This window comes from Marivirga arenosa, from assembly GCF_030503895.2.
In the GTDB taxonomy this organism is placed as follows: Bacteria; Bacteroidota; Bacteroidia; order Cytophagales; family Cyclobacteriaceae; genus Marivirga; species Marivirga arenosa.
This window is the reverse complement of the sequence record NZ_CP129970.2, coordinates 1,688,154-1,703,192: the sequence shown is the minus strand read 5'-3', so window position 1 is coordinate 1,703,192 and position 15,039 is coordinate 1,688,154. Positions and strand designations below refer to the sequence as shown.

Annotated in this window: 11 protein-coding genes; 2 read left to right on the top strand and 9 right to left on the bottom strand. The window is 33.2% G+C overall.

The features are described from left to right. Nucleotides 1-2: 2 nt before the first annotated feature. The 4 genes from QYS48_RS07460 to mutS all read right to left on the bottom strand — a co-directional run bounded on the left by QYS48_RS07460 (nt 3) and on the right by mutS (nt 6,465). On the bottom strand, nt 3-803 hold the full coding sequence (locus tag QYS48_RS07460; RefSeq protein ID WP_308358208.1) for a transporter: 801 nt from the start codon (nt 801-803) through the stop codon (nt 3-5). Beyond that, a complete protein-coding gene (locus QYS48_RS07455; RefSeq protein WP_308358206.1) occupies nt 800-2,584 on the bottom strand; it encodes a hypothetical protein in 1,785 nt (594 codons plus the stop codon). Before QYS48_RS07455 ends, QYS48_RS07460 begins: the two co-directional genes overlap by 4 nt. Nucleotides 2,585-2,608: 24 nt before the next feature. Further along, the gene (locus QYS48_RS07450; RefSeq protein ID WP_308358205.1) at nt 2,609-3,631 is read right to left on the bottom strand and encodes a PAS domain S-box protein; all 1,023 of its coding nucleotides are present in this window, start codon (nt 3,629-3,631) and stop codon (nt 2,609-2,611) included. Nucleotides 3,632-3,861: 230 nt separating this feature from the next. Next, nucleotides 3,862-6,465, bottom strand: a complete 2,604-nt coding sequence (mutS, locus tag QYS48_RS07445) for a DNA mismatch repair protein MutS (RefSeq protein ID WP_308358204.1) — start codon at nt 6,463-6,465, stop codon at nt 3,862-3,864. A 47-nt stretch (nt 6,466-6,512) separates the two neighbouring features. Between mutS and QYS48_RS07440 the strand changes: the two genes are divergently transcribed. Continuing rightward, a complete protein-coding gene (locus tag QYS48_RS07440; RefSeq protein ID WP_308358203.1) occupies nt 6,513-7,052 on the top strand; it encodes an RNA methyltransferase in 540 nt (179 codons plus the stop codon). A gap of 7 nt (nt 7,053-7,059) precedes the next feature. Here QYS48_RS07440 and QYS48_RS07435 read toward each other — a convergent pair whose 3' ends face one another. The 5 genes from QYS48_RS07435 to QYS48_RS07415 all read right to left on the bottom strand — a co-directional run bounded on the left by QYS48_RS07435 (nt 7,060) and on the right by QYS48_RS07415 (nt 13,403). After that, nucleotides 7,060-9,489, bottom strand: a complete 2,430-nt coding sequence (locus QYS48_RS07435) for a TonB-dependent receptor (protein ID WP_308358202.1) — start codon at nt 9,487-9,489, stop codon at nt 7,060-7,062. Then, nucleotides 9,486-10,823 carry an HTTM domain-containing protein gene (locus tag QYS48_RS07430; RefSeq protein ID WP_308358201.1) on the bottom strand — a complete coding sequence of 446 codons (1,338 nt, stop codon included), beginning with the start codon at nt 10,821-10,823 and terminating at the stop codon, nt 9,486-9,488. Before QYS48_RS07430 ends, QYS48_RS07435 begins: the two co-directional genes overlap by 4 nt. Next, nucleotides 10,810-11,925 carry an imelysin family protein gene (locus QYS48_RS07425; RefSeq protein ID WP_308358200.1) on the bottom strand — a complete coding sequence of 372 codons (1,116 nt, stop codon included), beginning with the start codon at nt 11,923-11,925 and terminating at the stop codon, nt 10,810-10,812. The genes QYS48_RS07430 and QYS48_RS07425 overlap by 14 nt, the downstream gene beginning before the upstream one ends. Nucleotides 11,926-11,929: 4 nt before the next feature. Next, on the bottom strand, nt 11,930-13,024 hold the full coding sequence (locus QYS48_RS07420; RefSeq protein ID WP_308358198.1) for a DUF4856 domain-containing protein: 1,095 nt from the start codon (nt 13,022-13,024) through the stop codon (nt 11,930-11,932). A 214-nt stretch (nt 13,025-13,238) separates the two neighbouring features. After that, complete coding sequence (locus tag QYS48_RS07415) at nt 13,239-13,403, bottom strand: hypothetical protein (RefSeq protein ID WP_308358196.1); 165 nt, start codon at nt 13,401-13,403, stop codon at nt 13,239-13,241. Nucleotides 13,404-13,585: 182 nt separating this feature from the next. On the opposite strand from QYS48_RS07415, the gene fumC reads away from it, so the two are divergent. Next, on the top strand, nt 13,586-14,986 hold the full coding sequence (gene fumC / locus QYS48_RS07410; protein WP_308358195.1) for a class II fumarate hydratase: 1,401 nt from the start codon (nt 13,586-13,588) through the stop codon (nt 14,984-14,986). Nucleotides 14,987-15,039: the final 53 nt, after the last annotated feature.

The following is a 15,039-nucleotide window of genomic DNA, read 5'->3' as shown; positions in this document are numbered from 1 at the left end:
CTTTATTCTTCATTTGGAATCATATCTTCAGGTCGGAAACGTGTAATAATTCTATAGGAAATACCAGCTGTTAGAAAGTAGCTTTTAAAAGGGTAGTTAGTACCCCATCCTCCATTTAAGTCTATCAGCAAATCTTTGTTAAGATTATAGCCTAAACCAATATCAAAATAATTGTCGATTTGAGATTTAATGAAATCACCATAACTCTCTGCAACCAAAGACATATTATCAGTTAATGCAAATGAAAAACTGAATACATAGAAACCTCTTGGTCTCCCATCCATACCATTCCAATAAGTTCCAATATTCGTGGTAAGTCCTGCATAATCGCCAAAAGGTGTACTGTACATGACCCTAAAGCGTGGAGCCAAATATTCAATTTTATAATCTTCGCTCCTTATTCTCGTACTGACTCCTACTTGCAAGGCTAGGTGGTCGTTAATTTTGGTTCGTGCTCTAATCAAACTGGTATTAATTCCACTTCTAGATAGAGTTTCAGAACCGTCCCCTAAAAACTCTGTAGAATTAATATGGTTTATAACCGTACTCACTTCAAATCTTTCTCTTAAGCCAAAGCGGATGACTAAATTTTCAGAGATATTTTCTAACCTATAGTTCATACTATCCCTAACATCTCTTACTTCATCATATTGAATTCCTGTTTGGAATTGAAGAATACCTTTACCCACAGTACCAGCGCCATTAGCCGCACCTGGCCTGGCTGTGGCTATAGTCTCACTGTATTGTCCAAAAAGTAGACCTGAATAGTTACTAAAAATTAAGAAGACTATGATTCTCTTCATTTTGCTGAGAAAAACAATCGTTTTTTATCGTTGACTGTCTTTGAGTTTTTTAGCGACTGACGGAATTTTTCATCTGGATTATCTATTATATAAGCTGCTTTTTCTACCAAACTTTCAAATTCCTGTGAGGTAGAAATTACTTTATATTTATCAGTTGCATTTAGTATTTGTTCATTTAATGTTGGAAATAGTTCTTCACTTATCGATTCATATACCTCATCTTGATTATTTTTTACAATAATTTTACTGCCGAAAAGGGTCTTTTTAGAAGAAGTGACGTTATCTTTAATCCATTTAAACTTTCTATTCATTTTATAAACAGCAAACTCTTTTTGTAATTGTAATTCCTTTTTAATTAACTCAAATGAATACTTCCAATTTCTATCATTAAATTTAGAGATTGAAGAATAGAGCGTATCATACCATTCTAAATCATTTGATAAATCATCAAATTCTTTAGTCTCATCTAGAAAATAAGACAGTTTGTTTTCGAATTCAGCTTTATAATCATATTTAGCAATCACACTATCATAATCTAAATAAAGTGAATCTGATAGTATTTTTATGGATTCTAATTGATTAAGATTTTGAGGATGGGTAGTTTTCAAAACTAATATCTCATTAAATATTTGCTTTTTCTTTTTACTTATCTCTAAATAGGTTTTAGCATCAACACTATTTATTTTGTTACCATTAAAATCATATTCACTAATCTCTATTAAATCCCCTTTTTCATTGTAAAATTCATGAATTGCTAGTGGATTATTAGATTGAGTTAAACCATATGATTTAAGCTGACCATTCGAGAAATATTTTTTCGTCTCATAAATCTCAGATTTATCCTGAAAACTTTTTGGAATATCCTCTTTATCAGTAATTAATTCTTTTAACTGAATTAAATTTTCATTTTCATCAAATATTTGAACTATATCTGCTAACCCGTCAGCGTAATTAACTTTTTTAACTATTGATCCATCCTCACGGTAAGTATTCCATAATTCAATTTTTGAACCTTCCTTTTCCTTTCCACTTTCTTTAATAGTACCATTAGTATAGTATCTTTTTATACTTTTAGTACTGGAATTCAAAATGGTCATCTCACTAACTAAATTTCCATTTTCATATATCTTTTCAGAAATAAGCTGTCCGCTTTTGCTGAATGTATTTTCAGTTAATAATTTCCCATTCTTATAATTCTTCCAAGCTCCTACTCTTTGAATATTCCATTCACTATCTAACAATCCTTTTATTTCTGCTTTTCCTTCTGACGATTTATTCCCATCAAAGTCATAATTAATTACATAAGGTAACTGATCATTAGAGTTGAAGTCAATAGTTCTGATAAGCTTACCATTATCATAAATTTTTGCAATTCCAGTAGGATAAGCAGCTACCTTTTGTAATCTAAATTCAAAATTCAAATCTACATATGGTGATTCAAAGTTCTTTAGCAGCTTAAGTTCTTTCTCTACTTCACCACTCGCATCATAAACCACAAAATCATTTACTAACCTATTTTTATCAAACTCAGCAGTTAATTTTACTTTTCCAGTATTACAATTGTATATAATTAGTTCATCATGATATTTTATTTCATCATTCTCAATATATCTAAATCCTAAGGAGAAAGGTTGGTTTTTTAATTCTTCTGTTGATAATTCACCATCATATAAAGGCATATCAACTTCATCTGCACAAACAATTCTAAACCTATTAAGATTCTGTGAATGAACACCAAATGAGCAAAATATTATAAGCAGTATTACTACATATATTTTCATAATATAATTATCTATAATTTAAATTTAAGCTGATTTATTCTCGTCAGAATTTGACATATAGGTGCTTTCCGAAACCTTATGAATAATTTTTTCCAGGTTAGAAGCTGATTTCTTAAGGTGATTTAAAATTCTTTTACTACTCTCATTTACTGATTCAAAATCAAGTAAATTAAGTAAACCTAAAATTGAAGCTAAGGGAGCCCTTACTTCATGAGCATTAATAAAGGCAATGTCGTCAAGCTTCTTCTCAGATATTCTAATTCTCTTTTCAAGATTTACTTCTTCTGTTATATCGGAAGTATTTAAGATTACACCCATGATTGTTCCTGTGGAATCAGAAACAGGCTTTAATTCCATATCAACTATTTTTTCGTAGCCACTTAAATTTTTAAATGAACGACAAAACTTTTGTTTTTGTCCCTTTTTAGCTTTATCAAATAAAACTTCAAAGGTCTTAGTAAAACTACCGCTAAAATAAAATGGTAAATACTCATTTAATCTTAGTTCTTTATGAGTATACCATGACATAAACTCATAAGCAGTAGCATTGAATTCAATAACATTTCCATCCAAACCAACTAAGATGTTAGATTCATCAGCATCATTAAAAATTGCTTTCATCCAACTATCCGTGGTTTCTTTTTCTGTTATTAAACTTTGCTGAGATTTACCAACCGTTGCAATCAAATTGAAACCTATATACCGACCATTTAAATCTCGGGTTGGGATTATATTGGTATGATACCATGAAATATTTCCTCCTACCTTATTAGGAAAAGCAAAATTTCCATTCCAAGACTTTTGCTGCCTTACCAAATAGATTAGCTCATCTTTAATGTATTCAGGTAATTCTTCACATAAGTGTTGAAAGAAGTTTAAACCTGCTAGTTCATCTCTTCTAATTCCAGTAGCTTTAAGGAAAGTATCATTGGCAGAAAGGACATCAAAATCCTCATTAAAAGATAAAAGCACGACATTATTCGAAAGAAAATCTATTGGGTCTTGCTTTACCTTTTGTGCCTGTTGAATGTTTATCACTTTTTCCATACTAATCCTTAAACAACAATAATCCTGTTTGGTTTTGTATATATAGGCTAAACGTAATCAGTAATTATACCCTAATAGAAATGTACATTTGTAAACTAATATATGTTTACACACGAAATAAGGGTTTAAATAAAATATAGAGGCATTTAACTATTTACAAAATAGTAAGCGCTTGTGGATAAGTTGTGGATAAGTTTTGTTTAACTTTTTAATTTTTTTATTCAACAGATCTATTTCAGCTTACTTTTTAGTTCATTTAACTTCAACAAGGCCTCCACAGGAGAAAGTGTATTAATATCTATTTTGTCTAATAATTCTTTGACTTCGGACATAGCTGGGTCAGCTTCAAACATATTAAGTTGATAGTTATTTTTGGGAACATCATTCATTTTTTTATTTGACCTTTCTCGAATTTTATCTTTTTCTAAATGATGCATGATTTCATTTGCACGTAACACTACTGGGTTTGGCATACCTGCAATATGAGCTACATGAATACCAAAACTATGTTCACTTCCGCCTTTTTTCAGCTTCCTTAAAAAGATGATCTCACCCTCAATTTCCTTAACGGAAACATTAAAGTTTTTAATTCTAGGAAAATCATGCGCCAATTGATTTAACTCGTGATAATGAGTAGCAAATAAAGTCTTCGCTTTAAATTTCGGATGGTTATGTAAGAATTCAACGATACTCCAGGCAATGGAAACGCCATCATAAGTACTCGTACCTCTCCCAATTTCATCCATTAAGATCAAACTTCTATCGGATAAATTGTTCAAAATACTAGCCGTTTCAGTCATTTCTACCATAAAAGTTGACTCTCCTTTCGAGAGATTATCAGAAGCGCCTACTCTCGTAAAAACTTTATCTACCATGCCAATTTCAGCTGATTTGGCAGGTACATAACACCCCATTTGCGCCATTAACACAATCAGTGCCGTTTGCCTAAGCAAAGCTGATTTACCTGCCATATTTGGTCCAGTAATGATCATGATCTGTTGACTTTCATTATCTAGAAATACATCATTGGGGATATATTCTTCTCCATGAGGTAATTGCTGTTCAATAACAGGGTGCCTCCCCGATTTTATATCTAAAGAAGAATCTTCTAAAATACTAGGCTTTACGTATTCATTGGCTAGTGATATTTCTGCAAAACTTAACAGACAATCTACTTGAGCTATAACTCTTGCATTCTGCTGAATAGGTGTTACAAAATCCATGGCATTTTGCAGTAAGGATTGGAATATCTTCTGCTCAATGACTACCATTTTGTCTTCAGCACCTAAAATCTTCTCTTCATATTGTTTAAGCTCTTCAGTGATGTAGCGTTCAGCATTTACTAAAGTTTGCTTTCGAATCCATTCTTGAGGTACTTTATCTTTATGGGCATTTGTTACTTCTAAATAATATCCAAAGACTTTATTGTAGGCAACTTTTAAAGAAGAGATGCCTGTTTGCTCCATTTCTCGCTTTTGAAGCTGTAATAAATAATCTTTACCGGAAAATGCGATCTTCTTTAATTCATCTAACTCTTCGTCAACTCCTTCCTTAATCAAATTACCCTGATTAGTCAATAAAGGAGCATCCTCCATCAACTGTTTATCAATTAACTCATAGAGGTATTCGCAAGTATTAATTTGATCTGCTAATTTTTTTAAGACTTCAACATTAGAATTCTGAAGTTCTTGTTTTAAAGGCACCATTAAGCCTAATGCTTTCTTCAGCTGGTTGAGTTCTCTTGGGTTTACCCTTCCTACTGCGACTTTAGATATTAGCCTCTCAACATCTCCCATGGTTTTTAATGAAGAAGATATTTTCTCTCTCAGAGCAGCACCTTCATAAAAGGCTTCCACCACTTTCAACCTTTCCTCAATTACCGCTTTGTCTTTAACGGGCAACACCATCCATTTTTTGATCTGGCGAGAGCCCATCGGAGTTAGTGTTCTGTCCAGGACTTGAATTAATGGAATTCCCCCTTCCTGCTGAGGATAAACAAGCTCTAGATTGCGGATCGTAAACTTATCCATCCAGACATACTTCTCTTCCTCAATTCTGGAAATGGAAGCGATATGTTCTATCTTTTTATGTTCTGTTTCTTCTAAATAATGAAGAATGGCCCCTGCAGCAATAATCCCTTCTTCTAGTGATTCAATGCCAAAACCTTTGAGGGAGTTTGTCTTAAATTGCTTGGTCAATTTCTCATAGGCAAAATCGAAAGCATAAATCCAGTCCTCTAAAAGATGAACATTATAATCATTGGAGAATTTTTCTTCAAAATGATTCCTTGCGCCTTTAGAATAGATGATTTCTGAAGGCTGAAAGCCTTGCAAAAGCTTATCAATATAGGCTGCGTTACCAGAGGCGGTCATAAATTCTCCTGTGGAAATATCTAAGAAAGCTACGCCTAAAGAATTTTTAGAAAAGTGAATAGAGGCTAAATAATTATTTCTTCCCGTTTCAAGGACATTATCGTCAAAACTGACACCAGGAGTTACAAGTTCAGTCACTCCTCTTTTAACAATGCCTTTTACTGATTTTGGATCTTCTAATTGGTCACAAATAGCAACTCTATGGCCTGCTCTAACCAATTTCGGCAAGTAGTTATCCATAGCATGGTGCGGAAAACCAGCTAGCTCAATATGCGAAGCAGATCCATTCGCTCTTTTGGTTAAAATGATGTTTAAAACCTTACTAGCTTTAACAGCATCCTCCCCAAATGTTTCATAAAAATCACCAACACGAAAAAGCAAAAGTGCACCAGGATACTTTGCTTTTATCTGATTATACTGCTTCATTAAAGGAGTTTCCTTCGCTTCTTTAGTCTTCGCCATGCTTTTAGGGAAATGTTCTTACTTTTGCAGTTCAAAGATGATAAAATATGAGGAAATTAGCCAATGAGGAATTAAATCGATTAGAAGTAGAGGAGTTTAAAGAAACTCCTAAAAACCCCATTGTTTTAGTGTTAGACAATATTAGAAGCATGAATAATGTAGGTTCAGCCTTTAGAACTTCTGATGCTTTTTTAATCGAAAAAATTTATTTGTGCGGCATAACTGCTAAGCCTCCTCATAGAGAAATTAATAAAACAGCTTTAGGCGCTACTGATTCTGTGGAATGGGAACACCTAGAAAGTACTTTAGATGCGATTGAAAAACTTAAACAAGAAGGCTATAAAGTAATGAGCGTTGAGCAAGCTGAAGAAAGTTTAAGCTTGGAAGAATTCAATCCTCAAAAAGATGAAAAGTATGCTTTTGTTTTTGGAAATGAAGTATTCGGAGTAGAACAAGAAGTAGTGGACAAAAGTGATCATTGTTTGGAAATCCCTCAATTTGGCACTAAGCACTCTTTGAATATTTCGGTTAGTATTGGTGTGGTTTTATGGCATACTGTACTAACTGCAGGAATGGCACAGAAATAGTCTATTATTAAAATTTAAGATCAAGCGTAACATAAAAATTTCTCCCTGCTGAAGGTATGATGCCAGGACCCGGGTAACCTGTTGCTCTTCTCGTAAAGTAGAAATTGTTGGTTAGATTATTAATTCCTGCCTCCAGCTGAGCAAACTTATATTTATACTTAGCACTTAAATCTAAAACATGGAAGGATGGGATAATTCCATCAACTCCAGTAGCCGTTCTTTCTGCATTAGTTGCCTCTGTATATTGCTCACTTAAATAAGTGAATTGAAGTGTTGAGGAGAAATTCTTCCATTCATAGTTCAACCCTGTTTTAATATTAACCTCTGGAACTAATTCAACTTTGTTTCCTGCAATAGCACTTTCCTGATTATCATCCGCATACCTACCTCTGATAAAGGCAGCATTTAAGAAGGTGGAAAATTCATGAATAGGCTTCGGATTAAAAAATTTGCTCCAATTCATTTCTGTGTAAGATTCAACACCTGCTATAGCTGCATTACCAACGTTAGTTCTAAATCTATAAATTCTTGGGAAACCATCAATAGCATCATCGTATCGTAGTAACGCACCTAATCTATCGTTATAAGCTAAATAGAATAAACTCCAATCAAAGTTTAAGAAATCGCTATAATTTCCTCTAAATCCTAAATCAGCATTGTATCCGCTTTCATCTTTTAGGTTAGGATCAACTAAAATATTGGTATTATTAACTCTTAAATCATTGAAGTTAATCCCTCTATAATTCATTGAAATATTCGAATATACTTCTAAATCAGATTCCGTTTTGTAACTTATTCCAATCCCACCTAGTAAGAAAGAGCGATCAAGGTTTTTAGACTCGTATATGGTTGTATCAAATATTATATTTCCAGCTAAATCTTCAACTGAATTTCTATAATAACCTGAACTATTAGTGCTAATATATTCCCATCTTACTCCTGGTGTAATGGATAATTTATCATTTACATTAATAATATTTTCAGCAAAAATTGCAATGTTTTCTGATGGATACCTGAAGGATAGATCTTCTAACTCTGATGGATTATTGAATCTGAAATCGGCCTCGAAACCTGCAGGACCAAGTCCTTGCCTTTGTTGCGTATTTCCTCTAAAATATCTGGCACCAATTGCTGCTGCTTGAATTTGGCCAAATAGATCATAACGATGTAAAAACCTCAATTCAGAACCAAAGTTTTCATAATCATCCCACAAAAGATTTCTTTCTTCTTCTGGAAAATCAACTTGAGTAACTCGTTCAAGATTACCCAAAGCCTTTCTAGAACCTACTAATCCAAAAGTTTTCCAGTTAATTTTAGTCTTTTCATTAAACTTATAGTCCACTATCATAGCTGGAATATTCCATTGAATAGCAAACCAGTTCCTTTCTCTTACCGATTGAGTTGGATCTTGCTCAAACATACGGTCCGTTAAGCCTCCTGCTTGCTGTGCTAAATAATCCATGTGAGTGAATTCAAAACACAAATACAACTTATCAGTCAAATTCATATTTAGATCTGCAAATAACGTATTGGATTCAAAGGATTCATTATCTCTAAAACCATCTCCTTGTTTTCTTTGATAGAAAACAAAGTAATCAATATCCCCAGTATTACCCGTAACACTATTGTAAGAACTTAAAAGACCAAATGAGCCTACAGTATTTCGGGTATGAAATTGAAAAGGGTCTCCCTCAGGTGCTCTTTTGAAAAGGAAGTTGATCATTCCTCCGAATTGAGAACCGTATTGTAATGATGCAGCCCCTCTAACCACCTCTATCTTAGATAAAGATTCAACGGGTGGAGTATAATAACTTTCCGGATAGCCTAATGGATCTGCAGAAATATCATATCCATTTTGTCTGGTATTAAAGTTTGAAGTTCTATTAGGATTAAGTCCTCTTCCTCCAATTCCTAATTGTAAACCTCCACCATCACTTTCCCAAATATTTAAGCCTGGTACCTTTGCAAATACTTGACGTGCATTATTAGTTGCTAAATTACCATTTAATTGATCAATGTTGATGACCTCATTTTTCTTCGCCTCATATATTAAGGTCCCTTCTACAGGATTCAATCTAGTAACATTAAATACTTCAGATTTTTTACCATAAGCTTTCACTTCATCTAAAGTTTCAAGAAGAGGTTTTAGTGTGAAGTTGATGGTCTTCCAGCCTGATTCAATCTTAATTTCTTTGATTTCGCTTTGTCTTCCCAAATAGAAGGCCGCTACTTTATATTCTCCTGAAGGTAATTCTAATCTATAATTTCCTTTTTTATCCGTAACTGCTTTAAGGTTACTATCCAGCACAAAAATTTCAGCTTGTTCAATGGCATCATCACTTTCTGAATCACTGACCTTACCCTTTAAGCCTTGCGCTACTGCAGCATTTTGAAAAATACCGATTAACAAAATGATATGAATACAATACTTTTTCATTGATTGTATGGTAGTACCCAATTTTTATGTTGATAACCTCTTTTTATGCTCGCTAAATTTATATTTGGATCGATAAAGGGGCGACTACCTTTACCATTCACTGCGGCATAGCTTTCCACAAAAACTTTTGCAGAAGCATTAAATTCTTCTTGATATTTGTCTCTTAAAAAGTGAGAGAATTGTAAGATCATGTCTGGCTGGGTGTTCATCATTTTTTCCTGCACAGCAGTTAAATATTGCTGAGGCATCACTTTAAATGATTTGTTTAGGTCTGGAATTTCTACTGTAAATTCCGAGTAGCCTACTTTCTCCATTAGCATAACTCTCCACGAAAATCTATAGCCTTGCTCTGTCCAGAAAAGATTACCCGGGTAAAGTGTATAGCGAAATGGTAAAAGAAGCTGTATTCCAAAAAAAATAATTAAGAAATATTTCAATGTACCAAGTTTGTAACTTTTACTAGATTGTATTTCTGGAATATGAATGTTTTGAGAAAACCTATTCCATAATCTTTTGTGAAAGTCTTCAGAGAAAAAGATTAAAGTGCTTAATACCATTATATATGGAAACATACCAATCTGGAATAGAGCTGCTGTCATAAAATGAAAAGCAATTACTGTTAGATAAGCTATTACTCTAGTGCGCTTCCAAAGTAGGAAAAACGGTATAGTTAAATCGTAAAAGGCACCAAACCAGCTAAAAATATAGGCTGCAAATTTATAATCAAACAGCCAACCAATTAATGGAGTATCCACTCTAGATGGTAACCATATTTTTAAGGGTAAAGCTTCAATCAACCAATCTGATTGCAATTTTGCTAGCCCAGCAAAAAAGTAAACGATGCTTAATTGCAGAATAATGACATCAATAGTCCAGGATGGAACATATAAATTCTGTTGTTTTTTACGCCACGCATCAAATGAATAAGCCTGATTAGCTGGAACTAATATCAGTAAAAATGCTATAATACTAACAAAATAGTAATGATTAAGATAATTCGTTTTATCAATTAGCTCTACATAGGTGAAAGATAGGAAAAATAAGGATGCACTAAATCGGTAAAAAGCTCCAAATGCAATTCCGATAGCAGAGATACCCATTAATGCAAACAAGATGTACATTCCTGGATCACCTAAAGATTTTATCCATTCGAAACCATAATAAGGAAAATAAAAGTCTGGCTCTATATATTGTTTAGCTATCCAACCATTAGCCCAAAATCTAATTATGGAAGCTAGCATCATAACACCAAAAGCTACACGAAATGTAGCTAGTGGCGCAATATGTTTTAATTGATTAGGACGATATTTTAATGACCAATTAGTCACCGTCATTATCTTGGAAAGTAATGGAAACTGATAATGCTGAGGTCATATCAACTTTTATAAGTGGAATCACTATTTGCAATTGATTATAAACCTCAACCAAATTACTTCCTTCATTGGCTGCTAATTCGCTGTATGGAGCATTTATAGACTCCATTGCATCTAAAGCAGCTTGCGACTCATTAATAATCGAACTGCTTAAAGGATTTTCATTTCTATCAATTGCATCAAGAGCATCTAAATAATCATCCATTCCCAGTCCATCATTTGTAGAATTAAAAGCCTGACCTTTGAATACTTCAATTGAAGACTTTAATGACTCTTTAGCTAAATCACCAGACCAGCCAGAAAAATAAGCTTCAACGCTTTGGGGGCTTACTATACCGCCAGTTCTAGGATTACCACCCGAGGGAAAACCAATTTTAGCATTCTTAAGACGAATATCAAATTGAAAATTATATTCATTTACAAGTAAGCTAGTACCGCTACCTACATCCGTTCCAATATTACTAACAAATGTCTCACGGTAAGGCTCCCAGCCTTCTGCTATGATATTTGAAGCGGTTTGAATATCCGCTACAACATCAGTTAAGTACTTTAATCTATTTTCACCTAACTCTGGATCTACAAAATAAGATAAAACTGCTTCCTCACTGCTTCCTGTACCAAATAATAAATAATCTATAGCAGGAAACCCCTTTGCTGCAACATTTGCTGCAGAACCGATTACATAGTCTTGATTAATGATGTTTTGTTCAATCAATTCTGTGTTGGTGGGAAAAATATTAACTCTATCCCTTAAGTTAACACTTGAAACAGGACCAACATGTACAAAAGCTAAGTGTTGATACGCTAACCAAGCTTCTTTAAATTCTGATTTTAATTCGTTAAGGCTTTCTAAAGATGGGTTAGTAGCAAATGAACTGCTAGCCACGGAAATACCTTCAACTTCTGATGCAAAATTTACAATTGACGGTTGAATTACATTATCAGCCATATTGACTAAAAATGCTTCTCTATCAAAATCAACCTTTTCACTACCTGTGTTGTCATCACAGGCGGTGAATAAGGTTAACAAAAATATGAAGAATGATAATCTTAAATATTTCATATTGTTATAATTGGTCTTGAACTTCTTGGAATCCGTATGTAGAAACTAAAGTTGCTTTAACTGCATTAATATTATCAGTAGTTATCTCATAGAAATTAGTTCCTAAAAGTTCTAATAAAGCTTCAATTTCTGTATTCGTTAATTTTTTATTTGGATTAAATTTTAATGAATAAATAAAGGCCCATGCTTCAGAAATTACGTGATTTCTTATAGCATCATCAGCAAAGGATGCAATTCCACCATTTAAATAATGAACAGCGGTAGCTGCTGAAACTCTTTCCCATTCATTTCTAATGATTTCAATTTGCTCATCTCTAGTATCTAAATCTTTATTTGAAATGGCTGCTCTACCTGTAATGAAAGCATTCATTAAAGCTTCATTCGTATTCAATAACTCATCTCTTCCATTGGAATATTTACCCCAAAATCTAGTTCCATCAGTATTGGTAGGAAAGTCAGTTGGGACACCTAAGTAACCAAAAGCCTCATCCCAGTGATGTTCCATTGCTGTTCCTTCGCCCTCAATAATTTCCTCATTATCAACATCCATTTTACCCGGACTTAGGTAAATAGAATTAGCTTGAAAGTAAAAACAAGCACCCATTAAACCTTTTTCAATTAATTGAATGTGTTCAAAACCATTTTCATCGAAGAAATATTGCGCAGACCCATCATTTGAAACAACTACTCCAGGTGTTCCATTACTACCAACTCCACCATTAGCTTCCACTGTTGCAGCTGCAAAATCTCTTATAAAAGTTTTAAATCTTGATACTTCGCCTTCTACTGTTTTATTTTCTAATTCTTTTGAATCCGCCTCATTTAAAGAAGCATCCTCAAAAGCGCCATTTTCATTGGCATACATATCGAGCATTTTCTGAGCATCTAATACCGCTCCGTTGTTTGCGGTTTTCATATAAACAGTAAGCTCATCCAACATATCAAGTCTTTGAGTTTGGCCCGTATAGCTTACATTTTCAAAATCATAGGTAGAAGGTATCTCATATGCCAAATCATTTTCTCCTTCTGTGTTATCATCGCAGCTTATTAAAAATATTGAAGCTAATAATGTTAATCCTAGTAATCTTAAGTTTTTCATTTGTGCAAAATTAATATTTGTATTTAGATTGATTCTAATGTTGGCGCAAAATTAATTTTATTTAGATTGGTTACAAATAAAAATCTAAATTTATTTAGATCAGATTTAAATAAATTTTAAAATATAGGTTCAAAGGCTCTCTAAAGCCTTTTTACATAGAAAGATAGATTTGAAAAATGGAAGGATGGAAGATAATTAAATCTTAGAAGTTTAATTATTGAGGAGTGGCAGCATAAAAAGTAGATAAATCTTTCATGCTTTTTAATGAAAGTCCGCTTTCAATATTTCCGTTTTTTTTCTGGTGACAATAGCCTATTGACAACACACAAATGAATAATGCGAATAGGCTAACCATCAATCTTTCATAAAGATTTTTCATTTCAGATTTATTGATTTGATGCAAATTTAGACTAAAATCAAGGACAAAGCGAATATTTTATGATTTTTTATAGTTGTATTATCATTATTCGAATTATTTAGTCTGTCTATTTTCTTATTTAATCATAGCAATTCCTATGATTAGTTGTAATTTTACGGCATTAATCGAAAACAGACCTACTTATGGAATATAGAATAGAAAAAGACACAATGGGCGAAGTAAAAGTACCAGCTGACAAGTACTGGGGTGCCCAAACTGAAAGAAGTAGAAACAATTTTAAAATTGGTGCTGAAGCAAGCATGCCTTTAGAAATTGTTCATGGTTTTGCTTATTTAAAAAAAGCTGCTGCTCATACTAACCATGAACTAGGAGTTTTGAGTAAAGAAAAAAGAGATTTGATTTCTAAAGTTTGTGATGAAATTTTAGACAATAAACATAATGATCAATTCCCATTGGTAATCTGGCAAACAGGATCAGGTACTCAGTCTAATATGAATGTGAATGAAGTAGTATCAAACAGATCACAAATTTTAGCAGGTAAAACATATGAAGATGAGAAAGTTGTTCATCCAAATGATGATGTAAATAAATCACAGTCTTCTAATGATACTTTCCCTACAGGCATGCACATTGCTTGTTATAAAATGGTGATAGAAACTACCATACCAGGAATTGAAAAATTAAGAGATACCTTAAAGAAAAAATCGGAAGAATTTAAAAAGGTAGTTAAAATAGGAAGAACTCACCTCATGGACGCAACTCCACTGACTATAGGTCAAGAATTTTCTGGTTATGTATCTCAATTAGATCATGGAATAAAAGCCCTAAAAAATACCTTAGATCACTTATCTGAAATTGCACTAGGCGGTACTGCTGTAGGAACTGGTATTAATACTCCTGAAGGTTATGCTGAATTAGTAGCTAAAAAAATAGCTGAATTCTCTGGATTACCTTTCAGAACTGCTGAAAATAAATTCGAAGCTTTAGCAGCTCACGATGCCATTGTAGAATCACATGGAGCACTGAAGCAAATTGCTGTTTCTTTAAATAAGATTGGAAATGACATTAGATTACTAGCTTCTGGCCCTAGATCCGGAATTGGCGAAATTATAATTCCTGCTAATGAGCCTGGATCATCGATCATGCCAGGAAAGGTTAACCCTACTCAAGCAGAAGCTTTAACCATGGTTTGTGCTCAAGTAATGGGTAATGATGTAGCCATAACAATAGGTGGAACTCAAGGTCACTATGAGTTAAATGTGTTTAAACCAGTAATGGCTGCAAACTTCTTACAATCTGCCCGATTAATCGGTGATGCTTGTGTATCATTTAATGATAATTGTGCTGTAGGAATTGAACCTAATTATGAAAGAATTAAAGAACATTTAGATAATTCTTTAATGTTGGTAACTGCCTTAAATACTAAAATTGGATATGAAAAAGCAGCTAAAATCGCTAAAACGGCTCATGAAAATGGAACTCGTTTAAAAGATGAAGCAGTGAATTTAGGTTATTTAACTGCCGAAGAATTTGATGAATGGGTAAGACCAGAGGACATGATTGGCAGCTTAAAGAAACATTAAAATAGTATAATTTGGCTTTATTATAGTTATTTACTTACTTTAGTTATATAAAA

What these genes read in the sequence shown, in the direction of transcription:
- QYS48_RS07415 (WP_308358196.1), bottom strand. Translation starts at nt 13,403, where the DNA reads ATGAAAAATCTTTATGAAAGATTGATGGTTAGCCTATTCGCATTATTC.
- fumC (WP_308358195.1), top strand. Translation starts at nt 13,586, where the DNA reads ATGGAATATAGAATAGAAAAAGACACAATGGGCGAAGTAAAAGTACCA.
- QYS48_RS07440 (WP_308358203.1), top strand. Translation starts at nt 6,513, where the DNA reads ATGAGGAAATTAGCCAATGAGGAATTAAATCGATTAGAAGTAGAGGAG.
- QYS48_RS07430 (WP_308358201.1), bottom strand. Translation starts at nt 10,823, where the DNA reads ATGACGGTGACTAATTGGTCATTAAAATATCGTCCTAATCAATTAAAA.
- mutS (WP_308358204.1), bottom strand. Translation starts at nt 6,465, where the DNA reads ATGGCGAAGACTAAAGAAGCGAAGGAAACTCCTTTAATGAAGCAGTAT.
- QYS48_RS07455 (WP_308358206.1), bottom strand. Translation starts at nt 2,584, where the DNA reads ATGAAAATATATGTAGTAATACTGCTTATAATATTTTGCTCATTTGGT.
- QYS48_RS07425 (WP_308358200.1), bottom strand. Translation starts at nt 11,925, where the DNA reads ATGAAATATTTAAGATTATCATTCTTCATATTTTTGTTAACCTTATTC.
- QYS48_RS07450 (WP_308358205.1), bottom strand. Translation starts at nt 3,631, where the DNA reads ATGGAAAAAGTGATAAACATTCAACAGGCACAAAAGGTAAAGCAAGAC.
- QYS48_RS07420 (WP_308358198.1), bottom strand. Translation starts at nt 13,024, where the DNA reads ATGAAAAACTTAAGATTACTAGGATTAACATTATTAGCTTCAATATTT.
- QYS48_RS07435 (WP_308358202.1), bottom strand. Translation starts at nt 9,489, where the DNA reads ATGAAAAAGTATTGTATTCATATCATTTTGTTAATCGGTATTTTTCAA.
- QYS48_RS07460 (WP_308358208.1), bottom strand. Translation starts at nt 803, where the DNA reads ATGAAGAGAATCATAGTCTTCTTAATTTTTAGTAACTATTCAGGTCTA.